The sequence below is a fragment of the Streptomyces sp. NBC_00083 genome (genome assembly GCF_026343295.1).
In the GTDB taxonomy this organism is placed as follows: Bacteria; Actinomycetota; Actinomycetes; order Streptomycetales; family Streptomycetaceae; genus Streptomyces.
Map to the genome: position 1 here is coordinate 2,712,664 of NZ_JAPELY010000001.1, position 16,875 is coordinate 2,729,538.

Here is a 16,875-nt window from a genome sequence, read left to right on the forward strand (position 1 = left end):
AACCATCCATGGATTCAGCCAACTTAATGGGTCAAGGAGAAGACGGAAGACGGATATTCATGTCACGGTACGTGTCCGGGGCGTAGGCTCGGTGCTACTGCCAGAAGGGGAACCGCTGTGGCGGATACGAGGGGCCGGGGCGGGGTACCGCGCCGGATGCTCTTTGAGCGCGACGAAGAACTGATGCTGTTCGACAGCATGTTGGACGACCTGTGCGGCCGGGCGGGCGAGGGGAGCGCGCCCAACGGCGGCCTGCTCGCCATCGCCGGATCGGCCGGCCTCGGCAAGACCACGCTGGTGGCGGAGGTCCGCCGCAAGGCCGCGGCCCGCGGCTGCACCCTGCTGGCCGCCCGCGGCAGCGAGCTGGAGGAGAGCGTGGCCTTCCACGTCGTCCGCCAGCTCGTACAGCCGGTGCTCGCGGCGTCGAGCGAGGAAGAACACCGCAAGATACTGGGGAGTTGGTACGACATCGTCGCGCCCGCGGTCGGTCTCGTCGCGGGAAAGAGCGGCGTGGCACCCGACCCGCAGGGCGTCCGGGACGGACTGGACTGGCTCGTCACCCGCTTCGCCGTCCAGTACGCGCCGGTCGTGCTCGTGGTCGACGACGCGCACTGGGCGGACGAGGAGACGCTGGCCTGGCTCACCTCCTTCGCGCTGCGCGCCGGCGACCTGCCGCTCCTGATCGTCGTCGCCTACCGGCCCGAGGAACTGCCCCGGCACGCCGCCGAGTTCCGCCGGCTCGCCATGCGGCACGGCTCGCGCCCGCTGGACCTGTCGCCGTTCACCCCCGCCGCCGTCGCCGATCTGGTGCGTGACGTACTCGGCGAGGACGGCGACGACCTGTTCGCCCGCGAATGCTGGACCCTGACCGCGGGCAACCCCTACGAAGCCGTCGAACTCGTCGCGAGGATCCGCGACCGCGGCATCAAACCGCAGTACGTCAACGCCGGCGAACTGCGCGAACTGGCCTCCGCCGTCAGCGGCAACGGGCTCATCGAACGCATCGACCGGCTCGGCCCCTCCGTGGGGCGGCTCACCTGGGCCGTCGCCGTGCTCGGCACCGACGCGGGACGCGAGATGGCCGCGGGTGTCGCCGGGCTCGGCGCCGAGGAGATGGCCGACGCCATCGAGCGGCTGCGCGAGGCGCGGATCTTCGCCCCCGAGCACGACCGCCTCGACCGGCTCGACTTCTTCCACCCGCTCGTCGGCACCGCCGTCTACCGGGCCATCCCCGCCGCGATGCGGGTCGCGATGCACGGGCAGGCCGCCTTCGCGGTGAGCGAGGCCGGACTCGGCCCCACGGCAGCCGCCCGGCACATCCTGGAGATGCACCCCGAGAGCGACCGGTGGGCCGTGCGCCAGCTGCGCGCCGCCGCCCGTGACTACCTGCGGGCCGGCGCACCCGACGCGGCACGCCGCTGTCTGGCCCGCGCCCTGCGCGAACCTCCCGCCCTGGAAGAACGCGCCGAGGTGCTCTTCGAACTGGGCTGCTCGGCGCTGCTCAACGAGCCCGCCACCACGGTCAACCACCTCAAGGCGGCACTCGAAGAGCCCGAACTCGCCCCGGAACTGCGCGAGGCCGTCACCTACCGGCTCGCGCAGGCGCTCGCGCACACCGACCGCATGGGGGAGGCCGCGGACGTCGTCGCCGCCGAGGCCAAGCACTCCACCAGCGCGCGCACCCGGCTGCGCATGCAGGCCGAGACCTTCCAGTGGAACGCTTTCCGCGCCGACGAGGAGGACTCACCGGCCCGCTCGCGCAGCCTGGCCCGGCTCGCCGAACACCTCACCGGGCGCGGCAAGGCCGAGCGGTACATCCTGGGCCTGCGCGCCTGGGACGCGATGGTGCGCGGCGAACCCGCCGAGACCGCCCTGCGCTACGCCGAGGAAGCCCTTGAGGGCGGACTGCCCTGGACCGACGAGAACTGGGGCTTCGAGGTACCCGTCCTCGTCGCCCTCACCTTCATGTACTGCGACCAGCCCGGCCGTGCCGACGAACTGTTCAACGAGGGCATCGCCGAGTGCGAACGCAAGGGCTGGCGCGGCGCACACCTGTCCTTCGGCCTGACCCTGCTCGGCTACATCAAGTTCCACCGCGGCCGGCTCGCCGAGGCCGAGGACCTGGTGCACAGCGGACTGCGGATCGCCGACCGGGTCGGACACCAGGTACCCGCCCAGTGGTTCGCGCTCGGCATCCTCATCGAGATCCTGCTCGCCCGCGGCCGGATCCAGGACGCGCAGGAGCTCTCGGACGACTACAACTACGGCCAGGTCGTGCCCAACGCCGTCGTCTACCCCGACTCCGAGACCGGCTACAGCGAACTCCTGATCGCCCGGGGGCTGCGCACCGACGCCGAGGAGCGGCTGCGGGCGGTGGGCCGCAGGCTGGAACCGCGCGGGATGCGCAATCCCATGTGGGCCCCGTGGCGTCCGCTGCTCGCCCAGACGATCGCGCACACCGACCCCGCGGAGGCCGCGGCCGTCGCGCAGGAAGGCGTCGACATCGCCCGGCGCTTCGGCACCCCGGGCGCCGTCGGCCGTGCCCTGTACGCGGCGGCCAAGGTCACATCGGGCGCCGACAGCCTCGCCCTGATGGCCGAGGCGGTCCGCCAGCTCGAACGCTCACCAGCGGCGTACGAGCTGGCCCAGGCCCTCGTCGACCACGGCGCGATGCTCAGCCGCGCCGGGCTGCCCCAGGACGCGGCCGACCTCCTGATGCGCGGCCTGGAGAGCGCCGCGCTCTGCGGGGCCGACGCGCTGGCGGCCCGAGCGCGCGAGGAACTCGCCGCCTCCGGCCTGCGCCCGTTGCAGCTGCGCGCCACCGACTCCGACCTGCTCACCTCGCAGGAGAAGGCGGTCGCCGAGCTCGCGGCGCTCGACTGGGAGAACCAGCGGATCGCGGAGGAGCTCGGCTACAAGGAGCGCACCGTGGAGCTCCTGCTCTCCGGCGCCTTCCGCAAGCTCGGCACCGACCGCGGCGGCCTCGCGGGGCTCCTGCCCCACCAGGCCCGCGGCTCCGGCATCCGAGGCGTCCCAGGCCGCTGACCCCGCGCCACCCGGCCCCGGCCCCCTCCAGCCGTCCACGGCGGGGAGCCGGGGTCCTCGCGTCTCGCGCGAGCAGTTCCCCGCGCCCCTGAGCTACTCGATGCCGGGCGGGGCGGGGGCGACCCGCCCAGGGGGTTGGGCCCGGCTCCGCCGGGCGGCCCGGGGCACGTACCATTGACGGCATGTCCTTCCTCCGCCGCCGCAGCGCCGCCACTCCCGCGGGCCCGGACTTCGATGTCCTGGCCATGGACCCGGGAGACTGGCCCGGGAACCTCGGCGCCGGACTGCTCCCCGCCCCCGACGGCAGCTGCCAGGGTGTCTTCCTGCGGTACGACCTGTTCGGCGGTCGCGGCCCCGCGATGATCATCGGCAATCTGCCGGAAGGATCCCCGGCCCGCGAGATGGCCGAGGGCCAGGTCCCCTTCGAGGTGGCGCAGCTCCTGGTCGCGCTGGAGAACGACGAGCCGATCGAGGTCGTCGGCGCCGAGGACATGCCGGTGATGCAGGGCGACAACCTGCTCATCGTGCGCCGCCTCAAGCTCTCCGAAAGCCGCATCTCCTGCGTGCAGTTCGACCGCAGCGACAACGTCCTCGTCACCATCGCCAGCTGGGACCGGCCGATCACCGACGACCTGTACGCGCTCCTGAAGCCGCTGCCCGCCGAGCTGTTCCAGCAGGGCTGAGCCCGACACACCCGGCCCCTTCCTCCCAGCGGCCCGGCACCGTCCGTCCACGGTGCCGGGCCGTTGCCTGTCCGGCCCCTGAACCCGCCCCGCCCGGCACCGTGTTGAGCGCTCTGCGCCATCCGCAGGTCACAGCCGCCGCCAGAGGTCTGCGCCACTGGTACAAGTCGCGCCCGGCGAGAGGTACTTGACGAAGCGTCATCCGGGGTCACACTGTGTCCCGCGCGTATCCACGCGCCGCACGGCGGGAGAGCCCCCGTACACCTTTCGGCTGGAAGGGTCGTTCATGACGTCCAAGCAGAGGATCATCCGTGTGCTCGCGACGGCGACGGCCGGCGTCCTGGGCCTCGCCCTGGCGCCCGCCTCGCCCGCGAGCGCCGCCACGACGGACACCGAATGCCCCCGCGTGCTGAGATGCGACTGGGTCCCGGCCGCCTACCAGCAGACCGGCGACCCGGCCGACAAGGAGACGTACGGCAACTACGACCTCTCCGACCGGCCGCACACCAACAAGATCAAGTACATCGTCCTGCACGACACCGAGGAGACGTACGCGAACACCCTGAAGATCTTCCAGGACCCGACGCGCGCCGCCTCCGCCCACTACGTCGTGCGATCGGGCGACGGTCATGTCACCCAGATGGTGAAGACCAAGGACGTCGCCTGGCAGGCCGGCAACTGGTACATCAACTCCGACTCCATCGGCATCGAACAGGAGGGCTACGCAACCGGGGGCGGCACCTGGTTCACCCCCGCCATGTACCGCTCGACGGCGCAGCTCGTGCGCTACCTCGCCGCCAAGTACGACATCCCGCTGGACCGCCGGCACATCCTCGGCCACGACAACGTGCCGCCCACCACGGCCGGCGGCACCGCGGCCATGCACTGGGACCCGGGACCGTACTGGGACTGGAACCGCTTCATGTCCCTGCTCGGCGCACCCGCCGAGCCCACCGGCCGCCCCGGCGGCCAACTGGTCACCGTCGACCCGGTGTTCAAGGAGAACGTCCAGTCGTTCCGGGACTGCGAGAAGAACATCGACCTGCCCGCGCAGCCCAGCAGCGCAGTCCCGCTGTACACCCGGCCCGACACCACCGCACCGCTCTTCGCCGACCCCGGGCTCCACCCGCCCGGCCAGAGCGGCACCAACTGCGCGAGCGACTGGGGCAGCAAGATCAGCGCCACCCAGCAGGCCGTGGTGGCCGAGCGCAGGCCCGGCTGGACCGCGATCTGGTGGTACGGCCAGGAGGCGTGGTTCCAGACCCCGGCCCGCACCCGGGTCACCACCCCCACCGCGGGGTACGTCGTCCGCCCCAAGCCGGGCCTGACCGACGTGCCGGTGTACGGAACGGCCTACCCCGCCGCCACCGACTACCCGGCGGACTTCACCGCGCCGCGGGTGAGCGCCCCGCTCGGCTACACCATCAGGGCCGGCCAGTCCTACCCCGGTGGCGACCCGACGCCCGCGGGTTACTACTACGCCCCGACGATCGATTCGTCCTACCCGTACGACCACACGTACTTCCCCGGCAGCACCCGTTACGTGACGGTCCAGATCGGCCACCGGGTCGCCTTCGTGAAGGCCTCCGACGTCGACATCGTCCGCACCCGCTAGGCCCCGGCGGGCACAGGGAAGCGGGGCGCGCGCCCGGTGTGTGACACCGGGCGCGCGCCCCGCTTCCCCTCCGGACGGTCAGCGCGTGCCGACCGCCGCCCGCATCGCCCGCCGCGCCATCGCGCAGTCGTCGTGCAGCCTGCGCAGCAGCAGCCGCTGCTGCTCCCCGGCGCAGAGCACACCCGGCGGGGGGTTCTGCGCCGCGCTCGCCGCCGGGGCCTCCCGCATGGTGCGCTGCACCGCTGTCTCGTACGTCCGGATCTCCCGGGTCAGTACGAGCATGAGGTTGACCAGGAAGGCGTCCCTCGACGCGGGTCCCGCCGCCTGCGCCGCCTGGCTGATCCGCCGCCGCTCCATCGGGGCGTCCCCGAGGATCGCCCACAGCGTCGCCAGGTCGTACCCGGGCAGGTACCAGCCCGCGTGCTCCCAGTCGACGAGGACCGGTCCGGTCGGGGAGAGCAGGATGTTGGAGAGCAACGCGTCGCCGTGCGAGAACTGCCAGTCGACCCGGCCCGCGAGGGCCAGACCGTGCACCAGTTTCTGAAGGTCGCTCAGATCCCGGTCGGTGAACAGTCCCAGCTCGTGGTAGCGCGAGATCCGCGATCCGTAGTCCAGGGGCCGGCCGAACATCTCGGCCGGCGGCCGCCAGTCGTTGAGGTGCCGGATCGCGCCGAGCACCGCCCTGACGTCGGCACGCGGGGGTGCCTCCACGGGGTGACGGGTCAGAGCCGCCGCGCGTCCGGGCATCCGCTCGATCACCAGGGTGCAGTTGTCCGGGTCCGCCGCGATCAGTCGAGGCACCCGCACAGGTGGGCGGTGCCTGACGAACGTGCGGTATGCCGCTATTTCGTGCCGGAACCGCTCGGCCCACCCCGGCGAATGGTCCAGTAAACACTTGGCGACGGCCGTGGTGCGTCCTGTCGTGCCGACGATCAGTACGGAGCGTCCGCTGTGCCGCAGCACCTGCACCGCGTTGAACTCGGGACAGATGCGCTGCACCGAGGCGATCGCGATGCGCAGCTGGGACCCCTGGGGGCCCGACAGGTCGATTCTCCCGCTGAGGGGCTGTGTGCCGGTTCCCGGCCGGCGCGGCACCCGGCCGGCGCCGTAGGGCGACGGCGCGGCGTGGGTCGGATCGAGGTACGGTCCGCCACCCGCCCCCAGGGGACGGTAGGGCCGGGGCGGCGTGGACACGGAGGACGATGCTGTGTACATGGGGGTGACAGATCCCTTCGTGTGCCGACAAGTTGCGTGCGCTACCCGTCCCGGTGGCCGAGCCGCACCCTGGGGAATGAGGTCCGGCCCCCGGGTCGGGGTGGCGCTCTCATACCTGACACCCGGCCGCGGGTGGCACACCATCTGGCGTGCCCTGGCGAACCCTGGCGAATAGTCGCGCCGCATCTGACAGGGGGATTACTGTCAACTCAGCCGAGAACCTGGGGGCTTGACGTGAGCGGACAACCCAACACCCGCCTGAACGACCTGTTCGGCCTCGCCGGATGGTCCAAGGGCGAACTCGCGCGCATGGTGAACCGGCAGGCGGCGGCCATGGGCCACCCGCAACTGGCCACCGACACCTCGCGGGTGCGGCGTTGGATCGACATGGGGGAGTCCCCGCGCGATCCGGTGCCCAAGGTGCTGGCGGCGCTGTTCACCGAGCGGCTCGGCCGTGTCGTGACCATCGAGGACCTCGGGTTCGACCGGCACGGGCGCGCAGGAAAGCGGAACGACGTCAGGAACACCAAGAATCCGGACGGCCTTCCGTGGGCGCCCGAACGGACGGCAGCGGTCCTCACCGAATTCACGGGAATGGACCTCATGCTCAACCGACGCGGTCTGGTGGGCGCGGGCGCCGCGCTCGCCACCGGCTCCGTACTCAGCAGCGCCATGCACGACTGGCTGCACACCGACCCCGTACTCTCGGCCGACGCCCCCCGCTTCGACGACCCCCTGCACGCCGATCCCGCCGGGTTCGACCGCTACGAGGCCGCCCCCGTGGGATCGCAGGAGATCGACGCGCTGGAGCACTCCGTCGACATCTTCCGGGCCTGGGACGCCTCCCGCGGCGGCGGGCTCCAGCGCAAGGCGGTGGTCGGCCAGCTCAACGAGGTGGGCGGCATGCTCGCCTACCGCCACCCCGACCATCTCCAGCGCCGTCTGTGGGGCGTCGCGGCCAACCTGGCGGTGCTCGCCGGCTGGATGTCCCACGACATCGGTCTCGAACCCACGGCCCAGAAGTACTTCGTCATCGCCGCGCACGCGGCCCGCGAGGGCGGCGACCGGCCGCGCGCCGGAGAGGCCCTGTCGCGCGCCGCACGGCAGATGGTGCACCTGGGCCGCCCCGGCGAAGCCCTCGACCTGATGAAGCTCGCGAAGTCCGGCTCGGGCGAGGAGACCCTGCCGCGCACCCGCGCCATGCTGCACACCATCGAGGCGTGGGCCCAGGCGTCCATGGGGCGCGGGCAGGCCATGCGCCGCACCCTCGGCGAGGCGGAGGAGCTCTTCGTCTCCGACAAGGGCGATGTGCCGCCGCCCAGTTGGATGCAGATGTTCGACGAGGCGGACCTCCACGGCATGCAGGCCCTGGCGTTCCGCACGCTCGCCGAGCACGACGCCTCGGCCGCGGTCATCGCGCAGCACCACGCCAAGCAGGCCCTGGAGTTGCGCGAGGGCGGCCGGCAGCGGTCGAAGATCTTCGACTACATCTCGCTGGCGTCGGCCTGCTTCATCGCCGACGACCCGGAACAGGCGGACCGCTACGCCCGCTTGGCGCTGGTGTCGATGGGGGAGACCTCCTCGCACCGGACCTGGGACCGGCTGCGTGAAATGTACCGGCTCACCGGGCAGTTCGCGGGCCACGGCAAGATCCAGGATCTGCGGGAGGAGATCTCGCTCGCGCTGCCCCAGGCACCGTCGAAGCGGAGCCGGACCGCGGACATCTAGAGGGGGTCGTACGTGGTCACGTACAACCCCCAGGTCCCCGGCCCCTTTTGGGGGCCGCGCCCGCCCGTGTGTCAGGATCCGATGCGGGCCACCAGCACACAGGCGTCGTCCTCGCGCTCGTGCTCGCCGAACTCCTCGACGATCATCCGCACGCAGTCCTGGGCAGTGCGGCCGCCGTCGAAGAGCGGGGCGAGTGCGAGCAGCCGGCGCCGGTGCGCCTCGTCGGGCGCGCCCTGCCGGGTGAGCCCGTCGGTGTGCAGGACCAGCAGGTCGCCGGCGCGCAGGGTGATCTCGGCCTGACCGTAGGAGGCGCCGTGGGTGGCGCCGAGGAGCACCCCGTCCGGTGCGCCGAGCGTGCGCCCCGTCCCGTCGCGGAAGAGCAGCGGGGCGGGGTGGCCCGCGCGGGACCAGGAGAGGGTGCGGCTCGCCGGATCATAACGACAGCAGACCGCGCTGCCCAGGGCGGGCTGCACGGTCGTCTCCAGCAGCTGGTTGAGGTGGCCCATCAGGGCGGCCGGGCCGATGCCCGCGACGGCCATGCCGCGCAGCGCGCCGAGCAGCATCGCCATGGCACCGGTGGCGGTCACGCCGTGGCCCGTGAGGTCGCCGACGGTCAGTAACGAGGCGCCGTCGGGCAGTTGGAGTGCGTCGTACCAGTCGCCGCCGATCATGGCGCTGGACGAGGACGGAAGGTAGTGCGCCGCGATGTCGAGGGCGCCGGGGCCGCCGTGCGGCAGGCGCAGCGAGCCGCGCCACGGGGGCAGCACCGCTTCCTGGAGCTCGACCGCGAGGCGGTGTTCGGTCTGGGCGATGTGACGCTGGCGTCGCAGGCTGTCGCGGCTCTCGCGCTCGGCGTGCTGCGTGCGCCGCAGCTCGCTCACATCGCGCAGGACGGCCCACATCGACGCGGTGCAGCCGTCGGCGTCGAGCACCGGCTCGCCCATCATGTGGAGCGTGCGGGTCTCCCCGTCGGTCCGTACGATCCGGAACTCGCCGTCGATCGGCCTGCCGTCCACCAGGCAGTTGGTCACCATCGAGGTGAGCAGGGCCTGGTCGTCGGCGTGGACCACGGCGGGCAGTTCGTCGAGCGACATCCCGCCGCTCCCGGGGGGCCGGCCGAAGATCTCGAAGAGCTCCTCCGACCAGCTCACGGCGTCGGTCAACAGGTTCCATTCCGCGCTGCCGACGCGGCTGAGCGGGGTGGCGGGGCCGGCCTCCGGGGTGAACGCGTTCTCGACGGCGAGCGCCGCCGCGTCCTCCTCCTCGGCGGTGAGGCCCTCGCGCAGCTGGTCCAAGTGCGAGCCGAGGTCGTCGAGTTGATGGACCGCCAGGTCGCACAGGGCGCGCTGCCAGCGGCCCTGCGGGTCGTCGTCGTCCACGAGCGCGTCGCGGCGCACCGCGTCCACGCCGCCGCGCAGCCGGCGGGTCTGCGTGATCAGTGCGTCGACCGTGCCCCGCTCGGGTGGCTGGGGAGCGGGACGGTCCGCGAACAGATGGGACGGCATGAGGTTCTCCGATGCGGCCGCGGCAGAGCCTGGTCTGGCGTGGTGGACCGGTAACGACTGTTGCACAGGGAGCGATGCCCCGTAAGGGATTTGGCAACACTCGATACGGTGGTGCTCGTGGCATATGTCAAAGGCGACCGGATCGGCCCGCCGTGAACGGGGCGTGCCACCGGGCATATGCAGGACGGGAGTTGGCGCGCCACGCGTGGTCCACCGGACCGCCCGGCCGCAAGAACGCGTGGCCGGCCGCTCATCGGCGCGCCGCGGACGCGAAAGCCACGGCGGCTACGGCACAGAGCACGGCCCCCGCCGCGCCCGCCGCCGCGGGGCTCCACCAGACGACCAGCGAAGTGACCGCCGCGCCGAGAACCACCGCCCCGAGCCGCCCCGCCACCCAGCGGTCGGCCTGCTCCGCCTCCCGCTTGCCGAGCCGGCCCGCGAGCTTCATGAACGTACCCGTGAAGTACGTCGTCGGGGTGCCCCAGGTCCGGGCCTGCACGCCCATGGCGAAGGCGAGCACCACCAGCAGCACCAGCTGTGAGCCGAGCGCGTGCCCGAAGCCGAGCGCCCAGCCGCCCGCCGCGAGGGCGAGCAGCGCGGTCTCGGCGACGAGCAGCGGCCGGGGCGTCAGGCGCGGGGAGGCGACGGCCGCCGCGGCGGCGCCGAGCGCGTAGCCGACCAGGCCCGTCAGGGCGCGCGGCACCACGTCGCGGTCCCCCGCGCCCACCGACGCGCCGACCAGGACGAGGTTGCCGGTCATGACCCCGGCGAACACTTTTCCCAGACAGAGGAAGGCGAACGCGTCGGTGGCCCCGGACGCCGCCGAGAGCACGAGCAGGAAGCCCTCGTCGGCGCGGGCGGCGGGCGGTGTCGTGATCGCGGTGCTCATCGGCGCATTCTCGCCGTGCCGCCCGCCGGGCGCCCGGACGGCGCGCGTGTCACGCCACCGGGACGACCCCGTGGCACGTCCACGACAAGAGTCCACTACGGTCCCTGTGAGCACACCGGCCCGCGACGCGTCGCGGGCCTCACGGGAGGAAGAGCATGAAGATCGACTGGGACCGGCGCACCTGTGCGCGCCGCGGCCATGTGACGTACGCGCCCCAGGAGGCCGTACTGCGTGACCGGTTGCGCGCCGAGACCGGTCTGGGCGAGGCGTGGCGCTGTCTGCGCTGCGGCGACTTCGCCCTCGGCGCACCCCATGGTTCGGGCCCGGCCGAGGACGCGCCGCTCGTGCCCCGCGGCAAGGTGCTGCGCGACCTGTTCATCCTGCGCTTCCTCGCCGTCGAGCGGGCCGTGCGCGGCGTGTTCATCGTCCTCGTGGCCATCGCGGTGTGGAAGTTCAGCAACAGCCAGGACGCGGTGCGCCGTTTCTTCGACGACTACCTCGACGTGTTCCGGCCGGTCTTCCGCCACTTCCACTACGACCTCGACCACTCGCCGGTCGTCGGCACCATCCAGAAGACCTTCGACTACAAGCACTCCACCCTGGTGATCGTCGCGGTGGCGCTGCTCGTCTACGCGCTGATCGAGATCGTCGAGGCCGTCGGCCTGTGGCGCGCCAAGCGCTGGGCGGAGTACCTGACGGTCGTCGCCACGGCGATGTTCCTGCCGCTGGAGATCTACGAACTCACCGAGAAGATCAGCTGGGTGAAGATCGCCACGCTGACCCTCAACATCCTCGCGGTCCTCTACATCCTGCTCGCCAAGCGCCTGTTCGGCCTGCGGGGCGGGCACGCCGCCTTCGAGGCGGAGCGCCACAGCGCCTCGCTGATCGAGGTGGAGACGACGGCCGGCGTCGCCGCGCACCGCTGAGGCATACCCGCCGCACGCGGGGTACAGATACACGACAGCGGCGGCGCGACCGCCGTACCGAACGTCCTTGGGGGATCACACACCATGAACGCACCTCGTTCCACGCCCGCCGCGAAGGGCGGCCCCGGGCCGCTGCGCCGGGCGGCCGTGCTGCTCGCCCTGGTGCTCGGCACCGCGCTGGTGGCCGGTCCGGTGACGGCCGAGGCCGCGCCGCGCACCACGGTCGCCGCGGCACCGGCCCAGCAGGCAGCGCCCGCGAGCGACGCGGGCCGTACGGTTCAGGCGGCGGCGACGGCCGGACAGCACGCCGTCGCGGCCAAGTCCCACGTACTGGCGTCGAAGAAGTCCAAGAAGCCGAAGAAAAAGAAGAGCGGCTTCTTCAAGAAGGCCGGGATCGTCCTGCTGGTCCTGGTGATCCTCTTCATCGCACTGGTCATCTTCGTCATCTGGTTCATCGTGAGCCGGCTGCGCAGGCGCCGCGACCGGCACTGAGCGCTACTCGCCGGGGGCTCCCCGGCGCATCCGCTGTCCGACCGCGCCGCCGTCCGTCTCCCACCAGGGCCGTACGAGCTCCGCGTCCTCCGGCCGCCCCCGCTCGGGGGCGGCCGGAGCCAGTTCGGCATCCAGCCTGCGGTCGAGCACCACGCGCTGGGCGCGGTCGGCGCGCGACCACTGCACCAGGATCGCGAGCAGGAACGGCAGCGACACCAGCTCGGCGATGGTGACCATCGCGCCGCCGCCGAGCTGCTGGTCGCGCTGGACGTCGGGCGCCCAGGCGGGGGTGTGGTGGAGGTACCAGGCGCCCGCGATCAGGGTGCTGTGGGTCATCACGACGATGCCGGGCACCGCGTCGATCAGGCCGTCGAGGAAGACCAGGGCGGCCCGCACCGGATGCGTGCACCAGGCAGGCAGCGCCTCCTCGCGGGTGAGGACCGGCAGCACGAACAGGCTTCCGGCGAGGAGCAGGTGCAGGTACATCAGATCGTGCAGCGCGCCGTACCGCAGCGCCGTCTCGAAGTACGGCGTGAAGTAGATGCACAGCTCGGAGGCGAGCACCAGCGCGCTGCTGACCAGCGGGAAGGTGAGGAACCGCACCAGGCGTCCGCTCATCGCGCCGCCGAGCCGGCCCGCGCCGCGCTCGGGCAGCGCCCGCATGCCCAGGCGCAGCGGGTCGCCGAGCGCCAGGCCGAGCGGCGCGACCAGGTCGAGCAGCACGTTCTGGACGGCGGCCGGCCAGAACAGCTCGGTGTCGTACACCGCCAGCGCCGACATGGTGGCGACGGCGAGCGAGCCGAGGCCGAGGACCGCGAACGCCGCGACGCGCGCCGCCGGCCAGCCCTCGCCGCGCCGGCGCAGCCGCAGCACGCCCCAGCCGTAGAGCACGGCCAGCACGACGATCAGCAGCAGCGCCGCGGCGTCCGGCCGCCACACCGACAGCATCCGTCCCCCGGTCAGCTCGGGCAGGGCCATCGTGGACATCAGGGTCGCTCCTCACCGGCCCGTGACGTACGACGGGCCGCACACACGCTAGCCCCGCGCGCGCACCGCTCCCGCACCGGCCCCGGCGCCGCTCGGCCGAAGGGATGGAATCGGCCGAAGAACGCGTAGACGCCCTAGGTGCCTGAGGCATGTAGTGGAGATCGGTAAGACGGATCCCTTCGCTTGCGAGGTCTCCATGACAGGCAGCACCACCGGCGTCACCACGGACCACACCGCCACCGACGGCGACAGCGTCGCCTTCCCCCAGGACCGCAGCTGTCCCTACCACCCGCCCACCGCGTACCAGCCGCTGCGCGACGAACGCCCGCTCGCCCGCGTCCGCCTCTACGACGGCCGCACCGTGTGGATGGTCACCGGGCTCGCCGAGGCCCGCGCCCTGCTCGCCGACCCCCGGCTCTCCACCGACCGCGAGAACGAGGCCTTCCCGTTGCCGACCGCCCGGTTCGCCGGCGTCGCGCGGCGCAGGACCGCGCTGCTCGGCGTCGACGACCCCGTCCACGCCACCCAGCGCCGCATGCTGATCCCCAGCTTCACCCTCAAGCGGACCGCCTCCCTGCGGCCGCGGATCCAGCGGACCGTCGACACCCTGCTCGACCGGATGATCGCCGCGGGCGGCCCCGCCGACCTCGTCGGCGCCTTCGCGCTGCCCGTGCCGTCGATGGTGATCTGCGACCTGCTCGGTGTCCCGTACGAGGACCACGAGTTCTTCGAGGGCCAGTCCCGCAAGCTACTGCGCGGGCCGGACTCCTCCGACATCGAGGAGGCCCGCGACGCCCTGGAGGACTACTTCCTGCGGCTGATCGACCGCAAACAGCGGGAGCCCGGCGACGGCCTGCTCGGCGAACTCGTCACCCAGCGCCTCAACGAGGGGACGCTGGACCGGCAGGAGCTGGTGGACTTCGCCGTCATCCTGCTCGTCGCCGGCCACGAGACCACCGCCAACATGATCTCGCTCGGCACCTTCACGCTCCTCCAGCACCCCGAGCAGCTCGCCGAACTGCGCTCGGACGCCGAGCTGATGCCGGCCGCGGTCGAGGAGCTGCTCCGCTTCCTGTCGATCGCCGACGGCATGCTGCGGGTGGCGCTCGACGACATCGAGATCGGCGGGCAGACCATCCGCGCCGACGACGGCGTCGTCTTCTCGACCTCGGTCATCAACCGGGACAGCGCCAGCTACGAGGAGCCGGACCGGATCGACTGGCACCGCGCCAGTCGCCACCACGTGGCGTTCGGCTTCGGCGTCCACCAGTGCCTCGGCCAGAACCTGGCCCGCGCCGAGATGGAGATCGCGCTGCGCACCCTCTTCACGCGGCTGCCCGGACTGCGTCTCGCGGTGCCCGCCGCCGAGATCCCGTTCAAGCCCGGCGACACCATCCAGGGCATGGTCGAGCTCCCCGTCGCCTGGTAGCGGGCGGGGGAGCGCGAGAGAACCCGAGCACGAGAAGGAGCCGCACATGCGGATCGGCATCGACAAGGACGTCTGCATCGGCGCGGGACAGTGCGCGCTGACCGCCCCCGGCGTCTTCACCCAGGACGACGACGGCTTCAGCGAGCTGCTGCCCGGCCGCGCGGACGGCGCGGGCGACCCGCTGGTCCGCGAGGCCGCACGGGCCTGCCCGGTCGGGGCCATCGCCGTGCACGACTAGCGAAACACCCGGTTCCGGTCAGTCCGCTGTGGCCCCTGTGGCCGCTGGGTCCCCGGACGCGTCCTCGGAACCGGTGACCAGCCGCTGCACGGCCGGCGCGTAGAGATCGGCCAGTTGCTCGGGCGTGGCGCGTTCCCCGGCGCCGGGCCGGTGCAGACTGAGCGTCGCGCCGAGGCCGAGCAGCAGACCGGCAATGAGCTCGGCCCTCAACTCGCTGTCCCCGCCGCGCAGTTGACCGGCCAGCCGGGACGTGACCTGCTCGCGGAACCGCTCCCGCAGCAGGGTGCGTTCGTCCATGTTGCCGAGTGAGAACACCGCGCGCAGCAGCGGATCGCCCTGGTCCTCGCGCCGCATCCGCACCAGGGTCAGCACCATGTGCCGCCCCAGGGCGTCCAGGGGCGCCGCGAACAGCGCGTCGGCGGCGGGCCCGAAATCGGCGACGGTGTGGAAGAGCCGCTCCTTGCTGCCGAACCGCTTCACGATGAGCGAGGGGCTCACCCCCGCGTCGGCCGCGATCGAGCGCATCGTGACCTCCGCGTACGGGCGCAGCGTGAACGCCCGCCGCGCCGCCCGCCAGATCGCGTCCCGGCCGGTCCCCGTGTCGGCACCGGTGCCCTCCTGGCCCGTCATGCGCTCTCCTCGGCCGTCGTGCGTCCCGTCGCCCCCTCGGCGCGGTCCGGCCCGACGGTACCGCCGGCGGGGGCCGCGCCGCCCGGCAGGCACAGCGTGGCGACGAGCGCGGCGAGGGCCGCGCCCGCGGCGATCAGGAACACCAGGAGGTAGGCGTGGAGGGTCGGCGCGGTCTCGCCGCCGGCCTGGAAGGTGACATTGGCCAGGACCGCGGCGACCACCGCGCTGCAACAGGCCTGCCCGACCGAGCGCATCAGGGTGTTGAGCCCGTTGGCGGCGCCGGTCTCGCTCACCGGGACCGCGCGCATCACCAGGGCGGGCAGCGCCGAGTAGGCGATGGCGGTGCCGCAGGCCACCACCGTGGCGCCCGCGATGATCATGGCCATGCTGTGGCTGGTGAAGAAGCGCACGCCGTAGCCCACCGCCATGACGGCCGCGGCGATGGCGAGCGCCGCCTTCGGGCCGTAGGTGGCCGAGATCTTGGCCGACACCGGGGAGAGCGCCACCATCGCGAGGCCGCCCGGCAGCAGACAGAGCCCGCTGACCACGATGGACGCGCCGAGCCCGTAGCCGGTGGCCTTGGGCTCCTGCACCATCTGCGCGGTGACCAGCGAGTTGGCGTAGAACGCGAAGCCGATCAGGAGGGCCGCCACATTGGTGAGCAGCACCGCGGGGCGTGCCGAGACCCGCAGGTCCACCAGCGGGGAGCGGGTCCGCAGCTCGTACGCGCCCCACAGTGGCCAGATCACCACGGCCGCGCCGAGCAGTGCGAGGGTGCGCGGCGAGGTCCAGCCCCAGTCGGCGCCCTGGGTGATGGCGAGCAGCACCGCGACGAGCGCCGCCGAGAGACCGAGCGCGCCCACCGCGTCGAACCGGCCGCGCGAGCGCAGTGGCGATTCGGGCACGCACCACAGCACCAGGGCGATGTCGACCAGGCCGAGCACGGCCGAGGCCCAGAACATGGTGTGCCAGTCGAAGTGCTCGACGACGAGGGCCGCGACCGGCAGCCCCACGGCCGCGCCGATGCCGAGCGTCGAACTCATCAGGGCGACCGAGGAGAGCACCTTCGCCGGCGGCAGCTCGTCGCGCATGATGCTGATGCCCAGCGGGATCACGGCGAGCGCGGCCCCCTGGAGGGCGCGGCCGGCGATCAGTACGCCGATGTGGGAGCTGACCGCGCACATCACCGAGCCGGCCGTGAGCACGCCGAGCGAGATGATCAGGAGCCGCCGCTTGCCGTACATGTCGCCGGCCCGGCCGAGCACCGGGGTGAAGACGGCCCCGGTCAGCAGCGTGATGGTGACCAGCCAGCTGGCCGCGGCCGGGGTGCTGCCGGTGAGGGCGGGCACGTGGGGCAGGAGCGGCACCACCAGCGTCTGCATGACGGCCACGACCACGCCGCAGAACGCCAGGACCCCGACGAAGAACCGGGGGCGGGGCGGATCGGCGGACACGGGTATCGCAGGGGGCATGACTCTCCGTACGGCTGGAAC

General features: G+C 72.6%; 14 protein-coding genes. 8 read left to right on the plus strand and 6 right to left on the minus strand.

From position 1 onward, the window contains the following. Positions 1–156: 156 nt before the first annotated feature. From OOJ98_RS12010 to OOJ98_RS12020, 3 genes are all read left to right on the plus strand, one after another. The gene (locus OOJ98_RS12010; protein WP_267054627.1) at positions 157–3,045 is read left to right on the plus strand and encodes an AAA family ATPase; all 2,889 of its coding nucleotides are present in this window, start codon (positions 157–159) and stop codon (positions 3,043–3,045) included. Between the two features lie 182 nt (positions 3,046–3,227). After that, entirely contained in the window at positions 3,228–3,728 is a 501-nt protein-coding gene (locus OOJ98_RS12015) for a hypothetical protein (protein WP_267054628.1), read from the plus strand. Between the two features lie 286 nt (positions 3,729–4,014). Beyond that, on the plus strand, positions 4,015–5,343 hold the full coding sequence (locus tag OOJ98_RS12020; protein ID WP_267054629.1) for an N-acetylmuramoyl-L-alanine amidase: 1,329 nt from the start codon (positions 4,015–4,017) through the stop codon (positions 5,341–5,343). 78 nt (positions 5,344–5,421) lie between these two features. Here OOJ98_RS12020 and OOJ98_RS12025 read toward each other — a convergent pair whose 3' ends face one another. Further along, positions 5,422–6,558 (minus strand): aminoglycoside phosphotransferase family protein, encoded by a 1,137-nt coding sequence (locus tag OOJ98_RS12025; RefSeq protein WP_267054630.1) that lies wholly within the window; start codon positions 6,556–6,558, stop codon positions 5,422–5,424. A gap of 234 nt (positions 6,559–6,792) precedes the next feature. Between OOJ98_RS12025 and OOJ98_RS12030 the strand changes: the two genes are divergently transcribed. Then, the gene (locus OOJ98_RS12030) at positions 6,793–8,286 is read left to right on the plus strand and encodes a hypothetical protein (RefSeq protein ID WP_267054631.1); all 1,494 of its coding nucleotides are present in this window, start codon (positions 6,793–6,795) and stop codon (positions 8,284–8,286) included. Positions 8,287–8,357: 71 nt separating this feature from the next. Here the strand turns inward: OOJ98_RS12030 and OOJ98_RS12035 are convergent, their stop codons facing one another. Further along, positions 8,358–9,791, minus strand: a complete 1,434-nt coding sequence (locus tag OOJ98_RS12035) for a PP2C family protein-serine/threonine phosphatase (RefSeq protein WP_267054632.1) — start codon at positions 9,789–9,791, stop codon at positions 8,358–8,360. A gap of 250 nt (positions 9,792–10,041) precedes the next feature. After that, a complete protein-coding gene (locus tag OOJ98_RS12040) occupies positions 10,042–10,680 on the minus strand; it encodes a DUF1275 family protein (protein ID WP_267054633.1) in 639 nt (212 codons plus the stop codon). A 155-nt stretch (positions 10,681–10,835) separates the two neighbouring features. On the opposite strand from OOJ98_RS12040, the gene OOJ98_RS12045 reads away from it, so the two are divergent. Next, on the plus strand, positions 10,836–11,606 hold the full coding sequence (locus tag OOJ98_RS12045; protein WP_267054634.1) for a DUF2127 domain-containing protein: 771 nt from the start codon (positions 10,836–10,838) through the stop codon (positions 11,604–11,606). 84 nt (positions 11,607–11,690) lie between these two features. Beyond that, positions 11,691–12,098, plus strand: a complete 408-nt coding sequence (locus OOJ98_RS12050; RefSeq protein WP_267054635.1) for a hypothetical protein — start codon at positions 11,691–11,693, stop codon at positions 12,096–12,098. A 3-nt stretch (positions 12,099–12,101) separates the two neighbouring features. Here the strand turns inward: OOJ98_RS12050 and OOJ98_RS12055 are convergent, their stop codons facing one another. Next, a complete protein-coding gene (locus OOJ98_RS12055) occupies positions 12,102–13,085 on the minus strand; it encodes a cytochrome c oxidase assembly protein (RefSeq protein WP_267054636.1) in 984 nt (327 codons plus the stop codon). A gap of 196 nt (positions 13,086–13,281) precedes the next feature. Between OOJ98_RS12055 and OOJ98_RS12060 the strand changes: the two genes are divergently transcribed. Together OOJ98_RS12060 and OOJ98_RS12065 are read left to right on the plus strand one after the other, a co-directional pair. Beyond that, on the plus strand, positions 13,282–14,514 hold the full coding sequence (locus OOJ98_RS12060) for a cytochrome P450 (protein ID WP_267054637.1): 1,233 nt from the start codon (positions 13,282–13,284) through the stop codon (positions 14,512–14,514). 46 nt (positions 14,515–14,560) lie between these two features. Beyond that, the gene (locus OOJ98_RS12065; RefSeq protein WP_267054638.1) at positions 14,561–14,752 is read left to right on the plus strand and encodes a ferredoxin; all 192 of its coding nucleotides are present in this window, start codon (positions 14,561–14,563) and stop codon (positions 14,750–14,752) included. A gap of 18 nt (positions 14,753–14,770) precedes the next feature. On the opposite strand, the gene OOJ98_RS12070 is transcribed toward OOJ98_RS12065, so the two are convergent. Together OOJ98_RS12070 and OOJ98_RS12075 are read right to left on the minus strand one after the other, a co-directional pair. Next, positions 14,771–15,382, minus strand: a complete 612-nt coding sequence (locus OOJ98_RS12070; protein ID WP_267054639.1) for a TetR/AcrR family transcriptional regulator — start codon at positions 15,380–15,382, stop codon at positions 14,771–14,773. After that, positions 15,379–16,854 carry an MFS transporter gene (locus OOJ98_RS12075; protein ID WP_267054640.1) on the minus strand — a complete coding sequence of 492 codons (1,476 nt, stop codon included), beginning with the start codon at positions 16,852–16,854 and terminating at the stop codon, positions 15,379–15,381. The genes OOJ98_RS12070 and OOJ98_RS12075 overlap by 4 nt, the downstream gene beginning before the upstream one ends. Positions 16,855–16,875: the final 21 nt, after the last annotated feature.

Excerpts from the sequence above, each read along its gene's own strand:
- OOJ98_RS12020 (WP_267054629.1), top strand. The coding sequence starts at position 4,015 with ATGACGTCCAAGCAGAGGATCATCCGTGTGCTCGCGACGGCGACGGCC.
- OOJ98_RS12070 (WP_267054639.1), bottom strand. The coding sequence starts at position 15,382 with ATGACGGGCCAGGAGGGCACCGGTGCCGACACGGGGACCGGCCGGGAC.
- OOJ98_RS12015 (WP_267054628.1), top strand. The coding sequence starts at position 3,228 with ATGTCCTTCCTCCGCCGCCGCAGCGCCGCCACTCCCGCGGGCCCGGAC.
- OOJ98_RS12025 (WP_267054630.1), bottom strand. The coding sequence starts at position 6,558 with ATGTACACAGCATCGTCCTCCGTGTCCACGCCGCCCCGGCCCTACCGT.
- OOJ98_RS12010 (WP_267054627.1), top strand. The coding sequence starts at position 157 with ATGCTCTTTGAGCGCGACGAAGAACTGATGCTGTTCGACAGCATGTTG.
- OOJ98_RS12040 (WP_267054633.1), bottom strand. The coding sequence starts at position 10,680 with ATGAGCACCGCGATCACGACACCGCCCGCCGCCCGCGCCGACGAGGGC.
- OOJ98_RS12065 (WP_267054638.1), top strand. The coding sequence starts at position 14,561 with ATGCGGATCGGCATCGACAAGGACGTCTGCATCGGCGCGGGACAGTGC.
- OOJ98_RS12045 (WP_267054634.1), top strand. The coding sequence starts at position 10,836 with ATGAAGATCGACTGGGACCGGCGCACCTGTGCGCGCCGCGGCCATGTG.
- OOJ98_RS12060 (WP_267054637.1), top strand. The coding sequence starts at position 13,282 with ATGACAGGCAGCACCACCGGCGTCACCACGGACCACACCGCCACCGAC.
- OOJ98_RS12055 (WP_267054636.1), bottom strand. The coding sequence starts at position 13,085 with ATGTCCACGATGGCCCTGCCCGAGCTGACCGGGGGACGGATGCTGTCG.
- OOJ98_RS12075 (WP_267054640.1), bottom strand. The coding sequence starts at position 16,854 with ATGCCCCCTGCGATACCCGTGTCCGCCGATCCGCCCCGCCCCCGGTTC.
- OOJ98_RS12035 (WP_267054632.1), bottom strand. The coding sequence starts at position 9,791 with ATGCCGTCCCATCTGTTCGCGGACCGTCCCGCTCCCCAGCCACCCGAG.
- OOJ98_RS12050 (WP_267054635.1), top strand. The coding sequence starts at position 11,691 with ATGAACGCACCTCGTTCCACGCCCGCCGCGAAGGGCGGCCCCGGGCCG.